The organism is Azospirillum fermentarium (genome assembly GCF_025961205.1).
GTDB lineage: Bacteria > Pseudomonadota > Alphaproteobacteria > Azospirillales > Azospirillaceae > Azospirillum > Azospirillum fermentarium.
This window is the reverse complement of record NZ_JAOQNH010000004.1, coordinates 60,906-83,534: the sequence shown is the minus strand read 5'-3', so window position 1 is coordinate 83,534 and position 22,629 is coordinate 60,906. Positions and strand designations below refer to the sequence as shown.

The following is a 22,629-nucleotide window of genomic DNA, read 5'->3' as shown; positions in this document are numbered from 1 at the left end:
CCTCCCATGTCCCGCCGGCTGCCTTACGGCAGGCAGAGCATCGACGAGAGCGACATTGCGGCTGTCACCGCGGTGCTGCGGGGGGATTGGCTGACCGGCGGGCCGGCGGTCGCGTCATTCGAGACGGCCTTTGCCGGCATCACCGGAGCCGCGCATGCCGTGGCCTGCTGCAACGGGACGGCGGCGCTTCACCTGAGCGCCCTTGCCTTGGGGTTGGGGCCCGGCGACCATGTGGTGGTGCCGTCCCTGACCTTTCTTGCGACAGCCAACGCCGCCCGCTATGTCGGAGCCGAGGTGGTGTTCGCCGATTGCGATCCCGAGACCGGGCTGATGCGCCCCCAGGATCTGGAAGCCGCGCTGGCCACCTCTCCCGGACCGGTGAAGGCCGTTTATCCTGTGCATCTGAACGGTCAGACAGCGGACATGGCCGGGATCGCCGCCATTGCCACCGCCCGGGAGCTGGCCGTGGTCGAGGATGCCTGCCATGCCGTCGGCGGTGTAACGGCAACCGGCGATGTGGTGGGAAACTGCCAGCATTCCACCATGGCCGTGTTCTCGCTGCATCCCGTAAAGACCATCACGATGGGAGAGGGTGGCGTTGTCACGACCAACGATCCTGTCTTGGCCCGGCGTGTGGCCCGCCTGCGCAACCATGGTATGACCCGGGATCCCGCGGATTTCACCATGGCGGATCAGGCATGGGATCCGGCAGGCGCCGCCAACCCCTGGTACTACGAGATGCCGGAACCGGGGTTCAATTACCGTGCCTGCGATCTGCAGTGCGCTCTGGGGCTCAGCCAGCTCCAGCGCATTGACCGCTTCATCGCCCGGCGCAGGGAACTGGTCACACTCTACGACCGCCTGCTGGCACCGTTGGCCCCCGTGATCCGGCCGGCCGGCCGGACCGGCGGGCGGCCGGGCTGGCATCTCTATGCCATCCTGATGGATTTCCCCGCGCTGGGAACAGACCGGGCCACGCTGATGCGCCGGCTGGACGCCGAGGGCATCGGTACTCAGGTCCATTACCTGCCGGTGCATCGCCAATCCTATTACCGGCAGCGCTATGGTATGGCCAACTTGCCGGGTGCCGACCGTTATTACGCGCGCTGCCTGTCCCTGCCGCTGTTCCCGGACATGGCGGATGAGGACGCCGAGCGGGTAGCCCATGCCCTGACCCGGATTGTGCGCGGTTGACCATGCCGTATGGCGAAACGTTTTGGATAAGGGAAGACCGTTGCTGATGAATACCATCACCATTGCCGGCCGCTCCATCGGCCCCGGCTTTTCCCCCTACATGATCGCCGAGCTGTCGGCCAACCACGGCGGCGACCTGGAGCGGGCCAAACGGATCATCGATCTGTCGGCCAAGGCCGGCGCCGATGCCGTCAAGTTCCAGGTCTATACCGCCGATTCCCTGACGCTCGACGCCAACCGCCCCGACTTCCACATCGAAGGAGGGTTGTGGGACGGCGAACGGCTTTATGACCTGTATGCCCGCGCCGCCACGCCGTACGAATGGTTTCCCACGCTGTTCGCCCATGCGCGTGCCCAGGGGATCACTCCCTTCGCCTCGGTGTTCGACATTGCCGGAATCGCGCTGATGGAGATGCTGGAGGCCCCGGCCTACAAGATCGCATCGTTCGAGGCCGTGGATCTGGAACTGGTCGCCGCCTGTGCCGCCACCGGCAAACCAACCATCATTTCCACCGGCCTGTGTGCGGTGGAGGACATTGCGGACGCCGTGGAGGCCTTCCGCAAAGCCGGTGGCCGCGATCTGATTTTGTTGCGATGCAACAGCAGCTACCCGGCCGACCCGTCGGAAGCCAATTTGGCGGCGATCCCCGACATGGCGGCGCGTTTCGGTGTTCCGGTCGGTTATTCGGACCACACGCTCGACGCCATCCAAGCAGTCTGCGCCGTTGCCTTGGGGGCTTGTGTCGTTGAGAAGCATGTCATTGATACCCGGGAGCCGGCGACCGCGGATTCAGCGTTCTCGTCTACGGAAGAGCAGTTTGTCGAACTGGTACGCAGTTGTCGCGCAGCCTTTCTGGCTCGTGGGCGGATCACATATGGGCCCGACGCTGGCGAGATGAAATCTCTGGCGTTCCGCCGCTCGCTCTATGCCAGCCAGCCCATTGGCTGCGGCGAGGTCTTCAGCCGTGACAACATCCGTTCGGTACGGCCGGGGCATGGGCTGCCGCCCAAGGCCCTGCCGACGGTTCTCGGGCGTCATGCCACGCGCGATATCGCCGCGGGCGAGCCTCTGTCGTGGGATATGGTGGGGTGAACGGGCCAGCGATCTTTCGTCGCCTGGTTCCAGTGGCTAACCGATAGGTGTGGTGCTGCGGCTGCTGGCGCTGGATGGCCCGGAGGCCCGCAACCTCGCCGACCATCTGCCGCCAGGCCCGCTGGATCTGCTGGTGTCCCTGTCCTGGCCTTGTCTGGTCAGCGATGGGGTCTTGTCGCGCTTCGCACTGGTGGATCAACCTGAATCGTGTGGTACCCGCCGGCTTACGCAGGGGCGCAATCGGCATAGCTGTATGCTCTTCTGGCCCGGCTCTGCGGGACGGAACTGCGCTGATCCGGGGGAGAACCGCGTCCCCTGCGCCTGCATAAACGGGATGTTTCCATGAAAACTCCATCCCTTCTGCGGACGGCCCGGCAGCAGGTTGCCCTTCAGCCCGCCGATGCCGCCGCCTGGACCGCCCTGGCCCTCGCGGAATGCCGGTGCGGGGATGCCGCCCGCGGCCTTGAAACCGCGGAACGGACTCTGATGCTGTTCCCGGGTCTGGCCGACGCCATCCTGGCCCGAGCGTTTGCCCTGCTGCGGCTGGGGCGGGTGGAGGCGGCGGAAGCCGCCCTGTTGCGGGTGTTGTCCCAGGCCCCCCTTTATCCCCTGGCCCTGCTGCGGCTGGCGGAAATACGACTGGAGCGGGGACGGCTGGACGAAGCGTTCGTGGCCCTGTCCCAACTGTTGGCCCATCTGCCCCCGGCCTTGGCTGCCGAGACGCATACCTTGCTGGGACAGGCTCTGACCGCAGCCGGGTTGACCACGGGGGCGCGGCAGGCTCTGGAAACCGCCCTCGCTCTCGATCCGGCACGGTTCGAGGCCGGGCGGCGTCTGATGGCGCTTCATTTCGAAGCCGGGCGTTTCGACGAGGGGATACGGGCCTATCAAACGGTGCTCTCATCCGATCCCGAGCCGCTGCGGGCCGGGTCCATCCTCCTCTATTCCCTGAATTTCGATCCACGGGTGGACGACGCCACTCTGGTCCGGTTGCACCGGGAATGGGCCGGTGGACTGCCGGCTGCCCGCTTGCCGGCAGCGCCGCAGAGGGAAAGCGGCGAACCGTTGCGCGTGGGCTTCATGGGGGCCCGCATCGGCCGGCATCCCGTCGGGTACTTCCTGGAACCCTTTCTTGCCCATCGGCGCCAGACCACGGCCATACTGTATGATGACGCCCGGATCCCGGACGATTTGACTGTCCGTCTGCGCGGGATGGCCGATGGCTGGCGTGCCACCGCCGGCTTTTCGGATGAGGCCGTGTGGGAGATGGCACGTGCCGACAGGCTGGACATCCTGGTGGATGTGTCCGGTCATTCGGGGGGAAACCGCCTGCCGGTGCTGGCGCGCCGTGCCGCCCCGGTTCAGGTCTCATGGCTCGATTATTTTGCGACCACTGCCGTCCCAGCCGTGGACTATGCCCTGTTCGATGCGGTCAGTGTGCCACCGGGGGCGGAGGTGTTTTTTACCGAAAAGATCGTTCGGCTGCCGGATTGCCGTTTTTGTTATGTGCCCCCGGATTATGCCCCTGCAGTTGCCTCACTTCCGGCAGAGGCCAATGGGTTCGTGACGTTCGGCAGCTTCAACAAGCTGGAGAAGCTGACGCCCACGGTGGTTGCTCTTTGGTCGCGGGTGCTGTGCAGCATTCCCGATGCCCGTCTGGTGCTGAAATGGCGCACCCTCGCCGATCTGTCGGAACAGGCGGAGGTCCGCCGCCGTTTTGCCGTCCATGGCATCGGTTCTGACCGGGTGCTGCTGCGGGGCCATTCGCCCCATCCCGCCATGCTCGCCGATTATGGTCAGATCGACATCGCCCTTGATCCGTTCCCTTACAACGGTGGCTTGACCAGTTGCGAGGCTTTGTGGATGGGCGTTCCCGTGGTTACCCTTGCCGGGCGGCGGCCGGTTTCCCGGCAGACCATGGGCTTTCTGGTAACCCTTGGTCTTTCCGATCTGAGTACCGGCGATGAGGATCGGTTTGTGACTGCAGCGCTTGCGCTTGCCGGGGACCGATACCGGTTGTCCAATCTTCGCCGGACTTTGCGTGCCCGTATGCTGGCATCTCCCTTGTGTGATGGGGAACGTTTCGCAGGCCGCCTGGAATGGGCATTCACCTATATGGCCGCGCGGTTCCGCGAGGGTCGTGAACCCCAGGCGTTTGCCGTGCCGGGGGCCTGAGGGTTGGAGTCTTGTCGCTCCCCCCAGCCGGGTTGAATGTGATGCGAATGGATGAAAAAAACGCCGCAACCCTTTGAAGTGGTTGCGGCGTTCTTTGGAGTCTTGTCTTGCTTCAAAAACCGGGAAAATGGTTACCGGCACAGCTCGGCAAACTTCCGTTCGGGAATGGGCGGGGGAGACGGATGGAGGATCAAACCGTGCTCTTCCACATCCACTTTCGCCTCTGGATAGACGGCGAGCGAGAGCTGCAAAGCTTCGATAAACCGCTTGCGGAAATCGCGCAGCCGGCTGTACCCGGCACCGAACTGTTCAAAAACCGCGGGCCAAGTAATCGTAGTGGTCCGTGTCAGGCTGTGCAGCCGGTAAGCCAGCCAGATATAGATATCGATGCTTGAACTGTTGTTCTGGATATGGCGAAGCGCGGGCTCCCAGATGGGGACCGGATGAGCCTTCAATTCGCGGAAAAAGGCTTCGGACAAGAGAACGCGGTCTTCCCACAAGGTTCCCTGTTGCGGATCCGAGCCTGAATACAGATGGATACCGCCTTTGACGATGGAATCCTTTTCGAACCCGACACCGTTTTCCTCGTCCCATGCGAAGGTCAAGTTGCAGGCGGCGATGCGGCACGATTGCTCCCGGATATCCCGGTATGTTTGCCCTCCGATGGACAAACCCATGCGGTCCAGCCATTCGTGCATGCTGCGGCCCAGTTCCACCTCGCGGCTGTCCGTTTGAATGGCGCGTGTCTGCAAATAAAGCAGGATCATCCGCGCCCGGCTGCCGTAAGGAACCCCATAAAGGCGGAAACCCCCGCCGCGAAGCGGAAGACGGCCAGGTTCGATCAGCAAGCGAATGCGATGACCACGCCGTTCCCATGCTTGTTCGTCGGGAAGACGGCGATGAGGAAGAGCGGTCAGCGCAAAGCCGGAATAGGTGATGCCAAGATCCTGCCGTTCCTCTTCCATGATGGCGGCGGCAACATCGACTATCGACCGTTCGGTGGGTGTGCCCTGCAGTGATTTGGCCTGCTCACGCCCAACCTGGGTAATCAGCTGATGTATCTTTCCCATAGGCCCAGGCCCTGCCGTATTTCCTTAGCAGGGCCGATGTACCATGCCCTCATTCTCTGGGCAACTTGGAGTCTTGTCGCGGACACTATTTGCGGATTATTAGTTACTATTATTTGTTTGAGCGACAAGACTCCAGTGGAAAACCGCGAGTCGCGCGACAAGAGTCCAGACTCCCTGCGACAACACTCCAGGCGGTGTTTTTGTCAGCGGCCCGAATCAGCGATTCGGGCGCGACAACACTCCTGGGGATAAAAACAAGAAGTAGCCGCGTTTCTTTGCTATCGCGACAAGACTCCTGGGGATAAAAATGCCCCTGATGCGAATCGGGATTGCCGTGGCCTGCAGCGCTTCTTGCTGCTGTCAATGAAACAAAGACGGAAGCCGGCTGAATTTTTCAGGTCCATGCCCCCGAGTCGGGCGCGACAAAGCTCCAACACCTTCCCTTCTACCTGAATCACGCTGGGAAGGGGGAGCGACAAGACTCCAACCCCTGAGAACAGTCTAGGAGACAGGGGACAGGGAGGGAGCGGCCGCTTCCATCTTCAAGCGCAGCCCGGCCCGCAGGCGGGCCAGCCCCATGCGGTCGTTACAGAGTTCCGCGGCGGCCCGTGTCATGGTGCAGACATCCGCGGCACTCAGACGATCCAGCCCCAGCAGGGCGTTGACGGGATGTGCCAGGGCGCCGGGCCGGGCCGTGGTAACGGTGGCGATACCCATCCAGGCCGCATCGGCGGTGAAATCCACCGGATCGTCTCCAGGAGCCAGCCGGATATCCATCATGGACCACCGGATCAGCCTGCTGGCCCGGTCTTGAGGAAAATCCCTTTCGTCGATCCACAACACATCCGGCAAGGCCGCCGCCGCTGTTCGGCGCTCGGTGTCATCTAGACTGGCGGCAAGGCCGATGGTGGTGCGTTGCCCCATGGTTGTTGGGGGCGGTGCGACCCGAGGGGCGTCGGCGGGAGGAATCCAGCCTTTTGGTGGTGCTGCGATTGAAAAGGCCGCGGTCGGCAGCCCGTCGCACCAGCGGTGCCACATGACGCGGAGGGCGGCTTCGAAGCGGCGCGTGAAGCGGTTTGTATCGCACAGGGGCGATGCGGCCATACGGTGTCGCAGGCCGTGGCGAATGGCGTCGAGAGCCTGGATGTCGGCGGCGATCTGGGCACCGCGTTCGATGAAGTCGGGCTGGTCATGGGCGACGAAGGAGCCGAGGCCGATGCCGCGCATGAGGGATGCGCCGACGCGGGCGGCGTGGCGGTCACCGCACAGGGTGAGGACGGGCACACCCATCCACAGGGCCTCGCAGGTGGTGGTCGTGCCGTTGTAGGGGAAGGGATCGAGGGCGATGTCGAGGCGGTTGTAGAGGCCGAGATGCTCGGCGGTGCCGCTGGTCCAGGGGATGAGGTCGAGGCGCTCGGGTGCGATGCCGGCGGCGGCGAAGCGGGCGGTCACCCGGTTGCGGACGCCGGCATCGGCCAGGGGGCGGCTTTTGAGGATCAGGCGGCTGCCGGGGACGCGGGCCATCAGGGCGGCCCAGAGGGCGATGGTCGCCGGGTTGGTCTTGAGCAGGTTGTTGAAGGATCCGAAGGTGACGAAGCCGTTGCGCTGCGCCGGAAGCGGCCCGACGGGCGAGGCGTCGGCGGGGGGCTGGTAGCACAGGAAGGAAGGGTCGAGGCGGACGAGGGCCTCGCAGGCGTGGGCGTCGGCGGTGCCCTCGGGGTCGGTGATGCTGTCGACGATGCGGTAGTCGATGGCGGGGACGCCGGTGGTGGCGGGGTATCCCAGCCATGTGGCCTGGACCGGTGCCGGCTTGCGGGCGAACAGGGGCAGGCGGTTGTGGGCGGAATGGCCGGCGAGGTCGATGAGGATGTCCACGCCGTCGGCGCGGATCAGGGCGTCGGCCTGCTCGTCGGACAGGCCGCGGATCGGGCGCCAGAGATCGACCAGGGTTTGGATGCGGGCGGTGACGGCATCGGGGCTGGGGGTTTCGGAATAGGCGTGGATGCGGAACCGCGAGCGGTCGTGGGCCGCCAGCAGCGGCGCCATGAATTCCGCCGCCACATGCTGGCGGAAATCCCCCGAAACATAACCGATCACCAGACGACGCTCAGGATCCCGGCTGTTGGCGTGCGGCGCCGGCGCCGGCGGCGGCAGGGCGGCTGCATAGTCAAGGTGCAGCCGCGCTACGCTGTGCGCGTCCATCTCGTTGAGATAAACGGCGAAGCCACGCAGGTTTTGTTCCGCCGCGGTAAAGCCGATCTGGATGGCGCGGCGGTAATGGGTCATGGCCTCCTGGTCTTCTCCGATGGTCGCGAGAGCCGAGGCCATGTTGCAGTGGCTTTCACCAAAGCTTGGGTCGAGAGCCATTGCCCGCCGATAGACCGGTATCGCCGTCCACGGTTCGCCGATCATTTGCCGGATGTTGGCGGCATTGATATAGGGGCTGACGTAGGTGGGCTGCACCTGGGATGCCCGGCGGTAACCGGTCAATGCTGCGTGCTGGTGGTGGCGGCGCTGGACGGCGTTGGCCCATCCGTTCAGTGATCGCGGGTCCGCCGGTGCCAAGGCCAGCGCCCGGCGGTAGGCTGCTTCCGCCAGAACCATTTCCCCCCGGTCGTACAGCGCGCCTCCCCATCCCCGCCACAAGGTGACATTGCGGGGATGGTGGTGCAGGGCGGTGGGGCAGAATGCCATCAGGGCGCCCGGATCGCCGATCTGCTCCAGAATGGCACCAAGCGCCTCGGACGTTTTCTCATCGCCGGGATCAAGAACCACGTTGCGGCCGAGATGGCGGGCGGCATTTTTCCGGTCCCTCCGCACCATTGCCAGCATGCTCAGCAGTTCATAGGGTGCCGTCAGCACCGGATCGAGGGCCAGAGCCCGCCGGGCGTGGCCGGCGGCCTCCTCCCCCTGCCCCAGACCGGCCAGGAGCTGGGCGTGGTTGGCATGGGCCGGTGCGTGATCCGGCTGATGGCTCAGAGCCTGACGGAACAGGGTAAGCGCCTCGCCGGTCCGATTCTGGACCATGCGGAGGGCCGCCAGGGTGGCAAGCGGGATGCCGGCGGCGGAATTGCGGGCCAAGGCGGCGGCGCACAGGGTTTCGGCGTCGGCCAGCCGGCCCAAGCGGATCAGGGCGACGGCCTGTTCCCGGTCAAACGGCGTATCGGGCTGGGTCATAAGAGGTTTCTATACCGCGCCGGGGATGGGGGGCATTCAAATAAAGAAAGGATTTGTGGCTTCTCAAGCGGGTGACGGCAACGCTTTTTCCTTGAAAACACCCGGTGGTCTGGGCTGATTTATCGCTCCGCCCGTGGCCGGCGCGGTGCTCTCTTTGTGCAGTGGAAAAGGCATGTGCGCGATGACGTCCTCCCGAAAGATCATTCCGGTTCTGATGTCGGGCGGTTCCGGTTCCCGGCTGTGGCCGATGTCGCGGGAACTGTACCCCAAGCAGCTTCTCAGCCTGTGCTCGGACAAATCCATGCTCCAGGACACGGCTCTGCGCGTCACCGATGATGGACGTTTCGCCGCCCCGCTGGTGGTCTGCAACCAGGAGCACCGCTTCATCATCGCCGAACAGCTCCGCCAGATCGGCTGTACGCCCGCCGCCATCGTTCTGGAGCCGGTGGGCCGCAACACCGCCGCCGCCTGTGCCGTGGCGGCGCTGAAGGTGGCGGAAACCGACCCCGATGCGCTGATTCTGATCCTGCCGGCGGATCATATGGTGCTGGACACCCCGGCCTTCCTGGAGGCGGTGGACAAGGCCGCGGCAGCAGCCGAATCGGGCTATCTGGTGACCTTCGGCATCCAGCCGACCGGGCCTGAGACAGGGTACGGCTACATCCGCCGCGGTACGGCGCTGGCGCGTCCCGGCGGTGCGTACCGCGTTGCCGAATTCGTGGAAAAGCCCAGCCGCGACGTCGCCCAGCAGTATGTGGACGGCGGCGAGCATTTCTGGAACAGCGGCATGTTCCTGTTCCCGGTCGCCAAGCTGCTGAGCGAGATGGAGCGTTACGAGCCCGCGGTTCTGGAAGCCTGCCGTCAGGCGCTGGCCGTCGGCGCGTCGGATCTGGACTTCCTGCGCCTGGACCCCGCCGCCTTCTCTTCGGCGCCGTCCACCTCCATCGACTACGCGGTGATGGAACGCACCGACGCCGCCGTGGTGGTGCCGGCCGACCTGGGCTGGACCGATGTCGGCGCATGGTCGGCCCTGTGGGATGTCGGGGCCAAGGACGGCGAGGGGAACGTCACCGTCGGCGACGTGGTGATGCACGAGGCCGGCAATTGCTACGTCCGTTCCGAACAGCACCTGACCGCCGTGGTCGGGCTGGACGACGTGGTCGTGGTGGTCACCGACGACGCGGTGCTGGTCGCCGACCGCAACAAGGTCCAGAACGTCAAGGCCGTGGTCGAACGGCTGAAGAAGGAGGGCCGCAGTGAGCCGGTGAGCCACCGCAAGGTGCACCGCCCCTGGGGGTCGTACCAGTCCATCCACGCCGGCGACCGGTTCCAGGTGAAATGCCTGACCGTGGCACCGGGCCGCCAATTGTCGTTGCAGAAGCACTATCACCGTGCCGAGCACTGGGTGGTGGTGTCGGGAACCGCCCTGGTCACCCGCGGCGAGGATCAGGTGATGGTCTATGAGAACCAGTCCATCTACATCCCCATGGGCACGGTCCACCGGCTGGAAAACCCCGGCAAGGTTCCGCTGAACCTGATCGAGGTGCAGTCCGGGTCTTATCTGGGCGAAGACGATATCGTCCGGCTGGAAGACGTGTACGGGCGCAACTGACGCCCCCACGGATCGGAGGATAGGATGCAGGCCGCCGCCGTCCGCACAAGGACGGCGGCGGCCTGTGCCGTTTTTCCTTCCCTTGGTTGAATGGAACGGGGAAAGGGCGGTACTGTCTCCCACCCGTCCCCCGGGGCGATGGGGGATGACCGTCACCTTTTGCCGGAGCAGCGCCGGAATGGATCTCGACGCCTATTTCTCCCAGGAAATGACCGACCACGCCGAAACGGCGGCCCGCACGGCCGCGGCGCTGAAGGAGCCGTTCGTCCGGCTCGCGTCGGTCTGTGCCGCCGCGGTGCGGGCGGGAAACAAGATCATGCTGTTCGGCAACGGCGGCAGTGCGTCGGATGCTCAGCATCTGGCCACCGAACTGACGGTGCGCTACGTCAAGGACCGGGCGCCCATCGCCGCCATTGCGCTCAACACCGACACGTCGGCTCTGACCGCCATCGGCAACGACCTGGGCTTCGACCACCTGTTCTCGCGTCAGGTCCAGGCCCTGGGCCGTCCCGGCGACGTGGTGATCGGCATCACCACGTCGGGCAACAGCCCGAACGTGCTGCTGGCGCTGGAAATGGCCCGCTCGATGGGAATCGTGCCGGCGGCCCTGTCGGGGCGGGATGGCGGGCGGCTGGTGGGGCTGGCCGATCCGCTGGTGGTGGTCCCCAGCACCGTCACCGCCCGCATCCAGGAAATGCACATCACCCTGGGGCACATGCTGTGCGGCGCCCTGGAACGGGAATTGGGGCTGGTCGGATGATGCCCGTGGGGTGGGGGCGGCCTATGGGCCGCCGCCGTCCCGCCGCAGCAGGCCGGGTGTGGGCGTGGACGCCAGAATGGCCCGTGCCAGTGCCCGCACTCCGCCGGGGAAATGCACCGACCCGCGGCGGAACAGCTTCAGGTACAGCGCGCAGAGCACCGTCGTCACCGTCAGAAACGGCCCGTGCGGCAGTGCCATGACGTCGGCGGGATCGGCCCCGAACATCCGCCGCAGGGGGAAATAGCGCATGGGGCCGCGGATGACCCAGTGGCGCATCACGGCCCGCCGCAGCCGTTCGGGGTCGGTGCCGTTCAGCAGCTCGTCCCGCAGCCCCCGCCAGTAATAGGGCGGCTCCGCCCCCTCCCCCACCACAAGGGCGAACAGGTCGCGGATGAAGGCGTCCACCGCCGGCGGCGTGCGGTGGACCTGGGCACGGGCCAGCAGCAGGTGCATCAGTGCCGCCCGTCCGTGGAAATCCAGCCTTACGGTGGCGACGGCCGTTTCCGCTTCCTCCCGGTGTTCGGGGGGCAGGTGGCGGCGGGCGAACAGCCGCAGGTTGGCGCGGTAGGCGTCTTCGGTCAGGCGGATGTGCGGCTTGCGCAGCCGGCCCAGCAGCGGCCCCAGCAGCGGCCATGTGGGGCGCAGCAGGTGTTCGTGGATATGCCCGTCCCCCGGCGCCCACTGGCACCCCAGGGTGCGGAAGCGCGATCCCAGCGACTGGGTGAAGGCGTGGGGGTTGAGCCGGCCGGGAATGCCCCACAGACGCGATGCACGGGCGCCGTGTTCGATATCCTCCCACTCCATCCAGCCGCGTTCGGCGTTCTGGGGGCACAGCCGCCACACCGTCCGCTTGGCCATGTAGAGGCTGCCGATCACGTAATCCTCGCCCGTATGAACGGCGGCGTGGCCGTAGGCCTGCTGGTAGCGCTCCTCCCCGAACACCAGAGGCTGGGCATGGGTGCCGGCATCGCCCGGCAGCACTTCGAACAGGCCGAGCGACCGCCACGTCAGGGTTTCGATATCGGCATAGCGCTGGCCGGTCAGGTTGGCGCGGTCGTAGAAATAGAGCCCCTGGAACCCGGTGATGGGGTAATCGTCGCCGAACGCCCGCACCGCGGCCATGAAGGTCAGGGGCAGGATCACCCGGTCGTGCAGCAGGCACAGGTTTCCGTGGGACGCCGCTTCGGCCAGCCGGTTCTTCTTGTCGCCCAGGCGCAGCGGCGTGGGCGGCAGGTCTTCGCCGATCACCCGCACCCGGTCACGGTAAAGGAAATTCGCCCCCGGACGGCCGCACAGGATGATCTCCAGCCGTGGCACCCCCAGGTCCAGAATCCGCCCGACGCAGGCGTTGAGCGCCGAGGCGTCCCCCGGCCCGCAGGGGATGCCGAAGGTCCAGCCCTCCAGCCCGGCGTCGGGTGCGATGGCGGCGGGAGCGGACTTGCGGTAGGTCCGCACCGTCATGCCGGCCACCGTCTCCTCCCCCTCCAGGGTCAGGGAGGGGGTGTAGTAGCGCCGCTCGAAGGGGTGGATGCCCCCCGGCTCCTCCACCACCGTCAACCGGCCCCCGACGGGCGCGCGGTGGAACACGTCCCAGGCGATCAGCGGCCCCATGCGGGTGTCGGTGCCGAGGCCGACCAGCGCCACGGCGGGGCTTTCGCCGGCATGGAAAAACCGGGTGGTGGCGTCCACCGCCGTTGCCCTTCCCTTCTCCTCCCCGCCTTGGCGGAAGGTCAGCGTCCGCTCCACTCCCGATGCCGCCAGCCGGCGGACGAGCGCCGGGTCCAGCACGGCCACCGGCGGGGCGGTCAGCCGGGGCATGGTGCGGCGGTCGTGGCGGAAGCGGATGATCCGCATGGCGGTCACCACAGCCCCAGCGGGCGCAGAACCCAGTCGATGGCCCGCTGGCGCAGGAACCGCCCGAACCGGGTGGGGCGGGCCAGCAGCGGCGGACGCACGGCGGAATATTCACTGAACAGGATGCTGTCCCCGACGATCTGGTTGGCGAAGGACCGCAGCTCGGCGAAGCTGCGGTGGGGATGGCTCAGGTACAGCCGGGGCCGCAACGCTTCCGCCAGGGCCGGCATCTGTGCCGGGGGGGCGGGGACCACCACCGCCATGGACCATCCCCCCGCCAGCATCGCCGCCGCCCGCTCGGGCAGGGCATCCAAGGGGCCGGCGTAGAGCACCGCCGGAGCGTCGGGAATGGTCCCGTCCGGCCCGCCGGTCATGGGCATGGCCGCCGCGTCCGCCGGCAGGGCGTCGAGATAGGCCGGGGTGAGAACGGTGAGGTCCGGCAACGGCGGCTCGACCGCCAGCCGTGCCGCCAGCCGCCCGGCCAGGGTGCCGTCGGCGGCCAGGGCGTTGTCGTCCACGAAATGGAACCGCAGGGTCATGGCGTGTCCCCATCCTGCAAATCGGTCAAGGGGGTGGCGGCCTTCAGGTCGGCCAGCAGTTCGGCCCATGTGCCGTGATGAACGATGGCATCCCGCCCCAGAAGCCGCAGCCAGACGGCGAACAGCTGCCGTCCCGCCGCCGTCCACGGGGTGTCGGGGACCAGGGCATCGCCGGGCTCGCCGAACAGCCGCCCGTGGGCGCACAGCCCGGCCAGATGGCGCAGGGCCAGCGTCTCGCGCACCGCGCCGGTGAAGGCATCGCCGTCGGCGTCTGCCGCCATGGACAGCAGTCTGGCCTTGCGGAACGGCGGCAGCGGCACCCGCAGCACCGTGGCGAACCAGGCGTCGAGAAAGGCCGACAGCGCCGCCCGGTCCCGGCGCAGGGGCGTGCGGTCCAGGATCAGCAGCGCCAGGAACAGATGCCCGCGGGCGGTCGGTGGGGTGGTGGCGACGGCGTGGCGCACCGCATCGCGGAACGGGGCTTCCACATGGGCGTCGATGACGCGGTAGAGGCCCCGGCGGTGTTCGCCGGCGGTGACCGGCAGCACCGGCTTGCGCCCCCGCGGCAGGGTGGGCAACCAGCCCAGGGACACCCCCCGCCGCACCGTGCCGGTGCCGGCCCGGTCCCGTTCGTCCCGTGTGCCGGCGCGGGCGGGGTCGGGATAGAGGGTCTGGGCGAAGCCGCGGGCGGCCAGCCGGCTGGGAATCCCGGCGGCGGCCAGCCGCAGCCCGTGCTCCACATCCGCCCCGTCGTCCCAGTCCGGGGCCTGCCAGGAAGACGCCCCCGGATCGTGGGCGGGGTAACGGCGCCACAGGGCGGTCTTGCACAGGCGGATGCCGGTCAGGTGCTGGCTTTCCCGGTAATCGCCCGCGTGGGCCGGGCGGGCGGTGAAGGGGCCGAACCGGTGGATCAGGGGCCGGACCCGCGCTTCGCCGTCATCGGTGGGCGGGTCGGCCAGCAGCGGGCCGGGAAGCCGCCAGTCCAGGGTCTGGGCGTCGCCGTGACGCTGCGCGTGCAACCCGGCACGGTCCAGCACGCTCAGGGTCTGGAAGCCCAGCAGCCCGAAGCCGTCGCCGTGGGCCGCCATCAGGGCATGGAAATTGAGCGGCAGGATGTGGCGGCTGTCCAAAAGGCACAAGTTCGGCTGTCCGGCGGCGGCGGCCAGGGCATCGCGCACGGCGGCGGCATCGCCCGCCGCCGTCACGGACCGGGCCGGACCGGGAGGAAGGCCGTCCGGCAACGGTCCGGCCACCAGGATCTCTCCGTCCGCCCCGGCCAGGGCGCGCAGCCGGGCCAGGCACAGGCGCAGGACATGGGGGGGATCGTGCGGGACCGGGCGCACGGCGAAGCTCCACCCCGTCAGCCCGGCGGCGGTTTCCACCAGACAGGGCGCGGTCTTCTCGTAATGGCGGTGGATGCCGTCGCGGCCCAGGGGCTGCAGGGACGTGGTGTAATAGGGGCGGTCGAGCAGCGACGGGACGCCGTCATCCTCCACCACCGTGAACCGGGTGCCCACGGGGCTGGCGTGAACGATGTCCCACACCAGCGGCAGGGCCAGCCGGGAATCGCCGTGCAGATGGGCCAGCACCACGGGGCCGCCGGTGAGGGGCAGGGTCAGGCGGGTGGCGCCGTGAACGGGGACGGCACGGGCGGCATGGCCGGTGGGCGGCGGGCGGAAGCTGACGGCGGTGACGGTGCCGTCTCCCCGATCGGCATCCCAACCGGATGAGAGCGGTGCCGCCGGAACCGGGTGCGGGTGGGCCAGCCGCCGCCGGTCGGGGCGGAGTTGGATGTAGGTCATGGTCATCGGTCAAGCACGGCCCGTGCCGGAATCGTCCTCGGTCCCCTCTCCCGCCATCACCCGCGCGTTGAGGTGGCGGTAGGCGGCGATGCGGCGGAACCGCTCCAGGTCCGGGACGCCGGGCGTCAGCGCCAGGGCGCGGACGAAGGCTGCCGCCGCTCCACCGTGCTTCCGCTGCCGGAACCGCACATGGCCCAGGCCGGTCCACAGGATGGGGGCGCCGGGATCCAGTGCCAGGGCGCTGCCCACATGGCGTTCCGCTTCGGCGGTGCGGTCGAGCAGGAACAGGGTATCGGCCAGACAGCGGCGGTAATCGATGGTCTGTGGCTCCAGCCGGATGGAACGGGCCTGCGCCGGCAGCGCCTGCTCCCCGTTTTGCCGATGGAAGCGGACCAGCCCCAGATCGGCCCACAGCCCGGCCCCGCCGGGGTCCAGGGCCAGGGCGTGGGTCAGGTGGCGCTCGGCGTCCGCCATGCGGTCCAGCCGGAACAGGCTGTCGGCCAGCCGGCGCCGGTGCTCACCATGATCCGGGGCCAGCCGGACGGCATGGGCGAAGGCGGCGGCGGCGGCCCTGTGGTCCCCCATGGCGGCCCCGGTGTCTCCCAAATAGCGGTGGGGGGCCGGGTCGTCGGGAGCGGCGGCGGCGGCCTGACGGAAAGCCCCCTCCGCCACCACGAAGAATCCCAGGCGGAAGGCCGCGTGCCCGGTGCGGATCCACAGCCCGCCATCCATGCCGCCCGTATTCCCGCCCTGGGACAAGGCCGCTGCGGCCAGCCGCTCCAGGGCGTCCGCCGCCGCCCTATGACCGGGATCCTGATCCAGGGCCTGAAGCTGGCCCGCTATGCCCATGCCGGTCCGTCCGGCCCGCGCCCAGGCCACCCCCATGCGGTGGTTGGCCGTCGGCAGGGCGGCGGGATCGGTCTGGAAGGCCCGGCGGCGCCATGCCCCGCCCTCTTCGGCCCGCCCCAGATCGCGCAGCGCCTGCCCGAAGACATAGAGCGTGCCGGCCTGCGCCGGTTCCAGCGCCACGATGCGGCGGAACAGGGCTGCCGCACCCGCCGGATCGTGGCGGGCGAGCGCGTCCTCGGCCCGTTCGAGCAGCCGCAGGGCGGGGGATGGGGTGGTGGTGAGCATGGGGCGGATCAACGGGGGGACGCTTGACAAGGGAAGGACAATCGCCCGACAGTGCCGCCCTTTGCAACCCATGGGAGATCCGCCGTGCGCGCGGATAGGCCGCCGATCCGTTTCTGCATCGTCACCCCCTGTCTCAACTATGCCGGTCTGCTGGACCGGACGCTGTTGAGCGTGCTGAGCCAGGCCGGCGATTTCAGCCTGCATTACCATGTGCAGGACGGCGGTTCCACCGACGGGACGCTGGAGCGGCTGGCCTTCTGGGAGGCGGCGGTGGCGGATGGACGGCTTCCCGCCGGATGCCGGGAGCTGCGGCTGACCGTTGCCAGCGCCCCGGACCGCGGAATCTATGATGCTCTCAACCGTGGGTTTGCCACCGTGACGGCCGGCGGGCCGCCGGACGACGTGATGACCTGGATCAACGCCAGCGACCTGTTTTATCCGGGGGCTCTGGAAACCGTGGCCCGGTTTCTGCGGGCCCACCCGGATGAACGCTGGGTGTGTGGGCGGCGGGCCAACATCGACGAGGCCGATTTCCCCTTCTTCATCGAAGAGGAGATGTATGGCTATCCCCGCCGCACCCTGGCCGCCGGCCTGCACGTGGGGCGCAGTTTCCAATGGATCCAGCCTGAGGGGATGATGTGGCGCCGGTCCCTGTGGGACGACGCCGGGGGCCGGCTGGACGATACCTTCCGGCTGGCCGCCGATTTCGACCTGTGGCGCCGCTTTGCCGCCCATGCGGGTCCGGTGGTGCTGGACCGGGTGACGGGGGTCTACCGGTTCCACGCCGACCGTCTCAGCGCCGACATCGCCCGGTATTATGCCGAGGTGGACGGCTGTCTCGCCCGGCTGGGCCTGGACGGGCCGGGCCGGGCGGTGGAGGCGGAGTTCGCCCGGCTGGCGGCGGCGGGCGATCCCGCCGCCCTGCATCGCCAGGGCTTTACCGCGCGGGTGGCCCGTTTCGCCAACGGCGAGCCGGAGGGCGGGTGGGTCATGACGCACGCCCTGCCCGATCTGGCGCCGGGCTGGCCGGCGGGAACCGGCGCATCGCCCGATCCGCATCCATAGCCCTGATTTCCGTGGTATTTTTCCCGGTCACAGCCCTGTTTCCGGCATGGCCGTTGCATGGTAATTCAACCGTCCGAAGCGCCGTACCCTTGGCCCGTGTCACCGTCCCGGACAGGCGCCGTTCTTTGAGGAGAAGCCTATGTCGAATACCATCGCCGCGGTTGCCGGCCTCGACACGGACCAGCCCCGGCAGGGAGGGGCCGCGCCGGTCCTGGACCTTGCCTTCCGCCGGGACGACGACGACTATCTGGTGACCCAGGATCCCGCGGTGGAGGTCCGCCGCATCGCCAAGAACGGCTACAGCCTGTCCAACGTCAAGGCGCTGTCACGGCGCGGCGTGATGTGGCTGGGCCAGACCTGCAACCTGCGCTGCTACTTCTGCTATTTCATCGACAAGATCAAGAACGCGCACCATCCCGAGCACGCGTTCATGTCGTTCGAAAAGGCCAAGGAACTCTGCCTCAAGGTCCGCGAGGTCTATGGCAACACCGCCATCGACATCCAGGGCGGCGAACCGTCCATCTGTCCCTACATCTACGACCTGATCCGCTATTGCAACGAGATCGGGCTGAAGCCGACGCTGATCACCAACGCCCTGTGGTACGACAAGCCCAAGAACGTGGAGAAGCTGGTGGCGTCCGGCGTCTTCGACCTGCTGATCTCCATCCACGGCATCGGCGAGACGTACGACAAGATCGTCGGCGTGCCCGGCGGGTCGGCCCGGCAGATGAAGGCGCTGGAGCTGTTGCAGGCGGCGGGCGTTCCGTTCCGCTTCAACACCACCTTGTGCCGGGAAACCCTGCCGGAGCTGCACCAGATCGCGGAAACGGCGGTGCGTTTCGGAGCGCGGTCGGTCAACTACATCGCCTTCAACCCCTTCGTTGATCAGTCGAGCCGCCGGCCCGAGGACCAGATCCCGCGCTACAGCGATCAGGCCCGCATGCTGATGCCGGTCATCGACACCCTCGACGCCAACGAGATCGAGGTCAACATCCGCTACATGCCGTTCTGCGTGTTCCCCGAGCCGTACCGGAAGTTCGTCCAGAACTTCCAGCAGATCATCTACGACCTGCACGAATGGGAAACCGAATCCGAACTGTGGTCGGGCGGCGGCGACAACCGCGTCTCGGCGGCACCGTGCCCGCCGCTGTTCTCCATCGACGACCGCCTGGGCGAGTTGCGCCCCCGCGCCGGCGGTGGCAAGGGCGAGCCGTTCTATGTGCCCGAACTGGGGCCGGTCGGGCATTTTTCCGAACGGGAATACCGCACCAAGGAATACCGGGTGCTGCAGACCCGCTTCATGCACCCCTACACCAAGGAGAAGGAGTGCCACGGCTGTGCCCTGACCGGCATCTGCGACGGATTCCACCGCGACTACGCCAAGGTCATCGGCTTCGGCGAGGCGCACCCGGAAGACGGGCCGGTGGTCCACGACCCCCGCCACTACCAGCGCCACCAGATGAAGGTGGTCGAGGATCAGGAGGCCGATTGGGTGTTCCGCGGCGCCGATCCGGTGTCCGTCCAGAGCTGAAAGGGGGGGGCCGCTCCGGCGGCCCCTATTCCCGGCGCAGGCGGTCCAGCGCCGGCCCGGCCCACGCCGGCAGCAGCCGGCACAGCGCCCGCACACGGCCGGGGTTCTGGCCTTCGGCCAACCGCAGGATGTTGCGCCCTTCGGCGGTGCGTCCCTGGGCGTCCAGCGTCAGGGCCAGGGCCAGGCGGGCCGCGCTGTCCTCGGGGATGAGGGCGAGCGTGGCGCGGTGCTCGGCTTCGGCTTCGGGCAGCCGGCCCAGGGCGTGGAGTGTCAGCCCGCGGTAGGTGCGCCAGCGTGTGCCGGCGGCTCCTGCCAGGGACAGCCCGCGGTCCAGGGCCTCCAGCCCGCCCGCGGGATCGCCGGCCACCGTCCGGGCCATACCCAGAACGATGGATGCGGTCCCGGTCCAGACCGGATCGGTCTGGGGCAGGGACTCGCCCGCCACGCCATTCAGCAGAGCCGCAGCACCGTTGGCGTTGCCGTCGGCGACTTGAGCCAGTCCCATCAGAACCACCGGCCAGACCGCCCCTGGCGTGGCGGTGCGCAGCGTGGTCAGCGCCGCGGCCAGCCCGGCCGGTGGCGGCCACGTCAACAGCCGGGCCGCGGCGGTCAGGGGGTCCATGCCCGCCGCCCAGCCGGCAGCGAAAGCGTCGGCGGCCGCTGCTGTCCGTCCCGTCATCAAAAGGGCGGTGACCAGCCCTTCGTGCAGCCAGGGAAGCGGGGCGCGGTCCAGCGCCCGGCGGAACGCCTGCGCCGCTTCGTCCCCCCTGCCCACCGTCAGGAGCACCAGCCCCATCACGCCGTCCACCGCCTGATCGGGGAAACGTTCGGAGGTCGTGGCCAGAACGGCTTGCGCCTCTTCCAGCCGCCCGGCCTTGAACAGCGTGTCGCCCAGCCGGGCATGAACCCATCCGATGGACGGATCATGATCCAGCGCCTGCCGGAAAAGAGCGGCGGCATCATCGAAGCGGGTCTGGGCGATGCGGATTTCACCCAGCATGGCCAGCAGCCAAGCGTTGGCCGGGGCATGGCGCAGAGCGCTTTCCAGCGCCGGCACGGCTTCCTCGACGCGTCCGGCGCCGTACAGAGCGGCACCCAACTGGCCCAGCATCCACGGTACGTCGGGTTGGATCTCCAGCGCTGCGCGCAAGACGGCGATAGCCTCGTCGTGGGCGTTGGTGTTGGCCAGGGCGATACCCAGTTGACCCAGAACCCACGGCACACCGGGTTTCAGGCGGACGGCCGTGCGCAGGGCGGCAACGGCCTCGCCATAGGCGCGGATGAGATTGAGCGCTTCGCCCAGTTGGCCCAGCACCCAGAAGTTGTCGGACAGATCGGCGGCGGCGAGCCGCAATTCGGCCACGGCTTCCGCGCCCCGGCCCAGGGCGTTCAGGGTGCTGCCCAGATGGGCGTGCAGCCAGGGAAGGCCGGGCTGCAGCGACACCGCCCGCCGCAGCAGCGGTTCGGCTGCGGCCGCCTGCCCGCTTTCATGCAGCAGGGCTGCCGACAGCCCCAGAGCCTGGGGCAGATCGGGGTCGAGCACCAGGGCGCAGCTTACCGCCTCGCCGACATCGGCGGATTCACCCCCGGCTTCCCGCCAGGTTTCCGCCAGCCGGTAGAACCGCCACGCCAGATCGGCGGCCTCGTCCCGGCCCGTGGTGCGGGGAGCGCCGTCGGCGGCGCGGAGCCCGGCGGCGGCAGCCAGCCGGCCTTGCCGTGCCTGGACCAAGGCCTGAATCCACGGGGCCTCGCGATGGGTGGGATCATGGGCGAGCGCCTGGTGCGCCAGTTCCACCGCCTGATCCGCCCCGTCCCCTTCGGCGTTGCGGTCCAGGGTGCGCAGGGCCATCCGCACCAGGGTGCCGGCGGGAAAGCCGGGATCTTGCGCGCGGGCGCGGGCATAGAGCGCCTCGGCCTCCGCCGTCTGCCCCTGCGACTGGCCGATCCGGCCCAGGTGGTAATAGGCATCCACCAGGGTCGGGTCGGTGTCGATGGCCGTCTGCAGGTGCTGGATGGCGGCCGGCAGGTTGCCTTCGGCCAGGATGGCGATGCCCATCTCGTAATGGTAGCGGCCGAAGGCATCGGCGCGGATGCGGCGGCGCCAGGCGTCCACGTCGATGGCGCCTCCGTTCGGCGCAGGTGCGGTCCCGGTGGCGGCGGTGTTCTGGCCGGTCATGCGCTCTGCCCCTTTTCCTTGTCTGCGTCCGGTGCCGGAAGGCCCCTGTGGCAGCTATCACAGACTGTACGCTTTGCCTAGGTTTTGGATGCGCCCGCCTCCAGCGCCGTCCAGGTGCCGGGCGGAACGGCGACCATGGCGTCGAAGGTGGTGGCGTCGATGTCCACCGCCGCCGCCTCGGCCCATGCCGCCGCCGACCCCGCCGCCAGCCGGTCCCACAGGTTGCGGTCCACCACCGCCGCTGGGGTGGGGCCGGTGCCGTAGCGGCGCAGGTCGTCGAACCCGTATTTCGGGAAGAACAGCCCGAACCATCCCTCGTCCACCACCATGAACAGGTCGCGCAGGATGGCCCAATGGTCTTCCACCGTCCATTCCGGTTCACGGCCCTGCCGGCGGCAATAGCTGGTCAGGTAATGGATTTCCGGCGTGCCGCGGGCCTGGGAAAAGGCGCGGTAGCTGGTGGCCCGCCAATCGGGGGTGTAGGGGCTGAACGACCGTTCGTCCAGAGGTGCGGACCAATAGGCCGCCAGGTCCGCCACGTCGCCGAACATCACGATATCGGACATGGTGTAGGGCAGATAGCGGAAGGTGAAGCGTTCGGAAATCACCAGCCGGTTGGCGGTGCCGGGAAAGCGCACCGGATGGGCCGCCTGCAGCGCCGCCCCCCGCTCCAGAATATCCGGGGCGGCGGCCAGGGTGTCGGTACGGGTCTTCAGCGCCTTGTCCACCCCCGCCTCGGCCAAGGCCGCCAGCCCGGCGGCGGTGGAGACGGTCTGCAGGTTGCGGTTCTGCGGCCCCGGCACCGCCGGCGGATCGCTGACCACCAGCCGGTCGCACCACGGCGCCATCCGGTCCAGCAGGTCCGGCGGCGTGGTGCTCCAGGTGCTCAGCACCAGATGGCTGCCGGGCGACGTGCCGGCGTGATAGCGCAGGACCGTTTCCGTTACCCCGTCGATCACCGGCCCCTGCACCACGATCCCCGTACCGTCACGGGCGGGGGGCTTGCGCGTCATGGCCGGGTCGATGCCCCGGCGCAGGGCGTCTACGAACCGCCCGGCGATGTGGGGGGCATAGGGCCAGAGCGCGGAAAAGGGGCCGAGGGATTCAAGGGCCGCCAGGATCTCGGTCCCGAACAGAAAGGCGGAATAGATCACCACCGCCACGTCGGCGGGATTTTCCTCCCGCAGGGCCTCGGGCGGGCGCACTGCGATCCCCCAGACCGTGGTTCCCCATTTGGCGGGATCGCTGTCCACCAGATAGGCCAACTGCAGCGGGCAGGCGGAATAGGCGACCTTGAATGACCCTCCGGCGCCCCACCCCACCAGCCGCACGCGGCCGAGCGCGATCCGGTCGTGCATGTCTCCCAACGCGGTCCAGGGTACCAGGGGCATGGTGGGGTCTTCTGCAAGGTCGGGGATGAGGCGATTCCAGGCTATACCATGGCTCA

15 protein-coding genes are annotated in these 22,629 nt (G+C 68.2%); 7 read left to right on the top strand and 8 right to left on the bottom strand.

Features of this window, described 5'->3' with window-relative positions; genetic code table 11:
• The first annotated feature begins 6 nt into the window (after positions 1-6).
• From pseC to M2352_RS25925, 3 genes are all read left to right on the top strand, one after another.
• Positions 7-1,194 carry a UDP-4-amino-4,6-dideoxy-N-acetyl-beta-L-altrosamine transaminase gene (gene pseC, locus M2352_RS25935; protein WP_264667420.1) on the top strand — a complete coding sequence of 396 codons (1,188 nt, stop codon included), beginning with the start codon at positions 7-9 and terminating at the stop codon, positions 1,192-1,194.
• Positions 1,195-1,240: 46 nt separating this feature from the next.
• Positions 1,241-2,287, top strand: a complete 1,047-nt coding sequence (gene pseI / locus M2352_RS25930) for a pseudaminic acid synthase (RefSeq protein ID WP_264667419.1) — start codon at positions 1,241-1,243, stop codon at positions 2,285-2,287.
• Positions 2,288-2,773: 486 nt separating this feature from the next.
• Positions 2,774-4,462 (top strand): O-linked N-acetylglucosamine transferase, SPINDLY family protein, encoded by a 1,689-nt coding sequence (locus M2352_RS25925; protein ID WP_406567324.1) that lies wholly within the window; start codon positions 2,774-2,776, stop codon positions 4,460-4,462.
• A 131-nt stretch (positions 4,463-4,593) separates the two neighbouring features.
• On the opposite strand, the gene M2352_RS25920 is transcribed toward M2352_RS25925, so the two are convergent.
• Positions 4,594-5,532 (bottom strand): replication protein RepA, encoded by a 939-nt coding sequence (locus tag M2352_RS25920; protein ID WP_264667417.1) that lies wholly within the window; start codon positions 5,530-5,532, stop codon positions 4,594-4,596.
• Between the two features lie 501 nt (positions 5,533-6,033).
• Positions 6,034-8,709 (bottom strand): tetratricopeptide repeat protein, encoded by a 2,676-nt coding sequence (locus M2352_RS25915; protein WP_264667416.1) that lies wholly within the window; start codon positions 8,707-8,709, stop codon positions 6,034-6,036.
• Between the two features lie 172 nt (positions 8,710-8,881).
• Between M2352_RS25915 and M2352_RS25910 the strand changes: the two genes are divergently transcribed.
• On the top strand, positions 8,882-10,321 hold the full coding sequence (locus M2352_RS25910) for a mannose-1-phosphate guanylyltransferase/mannose-6-phosphate isomerase (RefSeq protein WP_319802074.1): 1,440 nt from the start codon (positions 8,882-8,884) through the stop codon (positions 10,319-10,321).
• Between the two features lie 208 nt (positions 10,322-10,529).
• Positions 10,530-11,081: a D-sedoheptulose 7-phosphate isomerase gene (locus tag M2352_RS25905; RefSeq protein ID WP_406567326.1), complete on the top strand. Its 552-nt coding sequence runs from the start codon at positions 10,530-10,532 to the stop codon at positions 11,079-11,081.
• A 21-nt stretch (positions 11,082-11,102) separates the two neighbouring features.
• Here M2352_RS25905 and M2352_RS25900 read toward each other — a convergent pair whose 3' ends face one another.
• From M2352_RS25900 to M2352_RS25885, 4 genes are read right to left on the bottom strand one after another with little or no spacing between them, the layout of a single operon-like run.
• Positions 11,103-12,935: a hypothetical protein gene (locus tag M2352_RS25900; RefSeq protein ID WP_264667413.1), complete on the bottom strand. Its 1,833-nt coding sequence runs from the start codon at positions 12,933-12,935 to the stop codon at positions 11,103-11,105.
• A 5-nt stretch (positions 12,936-12,940) separates the two neighbouring features.
• Complete coding sequence (locus M2352_RS25895; RefSeq protein ID WP_264667412.1) at positions 12,941-13,474, bottom strand: hypothetical protein; 534 nt, start codon at positions 13,472-13,474, stop codon at positions 12,941-12,943.
• Positions 13,471-15,282 (bottom strand): hypothetical protein, encoded by a 1,812-nt coding sequence (locus M2352_RS25890; protein WP_264667411.1) that lies wholly within the window; start codon positions 15,280-15,282, stop codon positions 13,471-13,473. The genes M2352_RS25895 and M2352_RS25890 overlap by 4 nt, the downstream gene beginning before the upstream one ends.
• A 3-nt stretch (positions 15,283-15,285) precedes the next feature.
• Complete coding sequence (locus tag M2352_RS25885) at positions 15,286-16,410, bottom strand: tetratricopeptide repeat protein (protein WP_264667410.1); 1,125 nt, start codon at positions 16,408-16,410, stop codon at positions 15,286-15,288.
• A gap of 84 nt (positions 16,411-16,494) precedes the next feature.
• On the opposite strand from M2352_RS25885, the gene M2352_RS25880 reads away from it, so the two are divergent.
• Together M2352_RS25880 and M2352_RS25875 are read left to right on the top strand one after the other, a co-directional pair.
• On the top strand, positions 16,495-17,475 hold the full coding sequence (locus M2352_RS25880; protein WP_264667409.1) for a glycosyltransferase: 981 nt from the start codon (positions 16,495-16,497) through the stop codon (positions 17,473-17,475).
• 139 nt (positions 17,476-17,614) lie between these two features.
• Positions 17,615-19,006 carry a radical SAM protein gene (locus tag M2352_RS25875; RefSeq protein ID WP_264667408.1) on the top strand — a complete coding sequence of 464 codons (1,392 nt, stop codon included), beginning with the start codon at positions 17,615-17,617 and terminating at the stop codon, positions 19,004-19,006.
• A gap of 25 nt (positions 19,007-19,031) precedes the next feature.
• Here the strand turns inward: M2352_RS25875 and M2352_RS25870 are convergent, their stop codons facing one another.
• Both M2352_RS25870 and M2352_RS25865 read right to left on the bottom strand, forming a co-directional pair.
• The gene (locus tag M2352_RS25870; protein ID WP_264667407.1) at positions 19,032-21,182 is read right to left on the bottom strand and encodes a tetratricopeptide repeat protein; all 2,151 of its coding nucleotides are present in this window, start codon (positions 21,180-21,182) and stop codon (positions 19,032-19,034) included.
• Positions 21,183-21,259: 77 nt separating this feature from the next.
• Positions 21,260-22,573 carry a WavE lipopolysaccharide synthesis family protein gene (locus M2352_RS25865; protein WP_264667406.1) on the bottom strand — a complete coding sequence of 438 codons (1,314 nt, stop codon included), beginning with the start codon at positions 22,571-22,573 and terminating at the stop codon, positions 21,260-21,262.
• Positions 22,574-22,629: the final 56 nt, after the last annotated feature.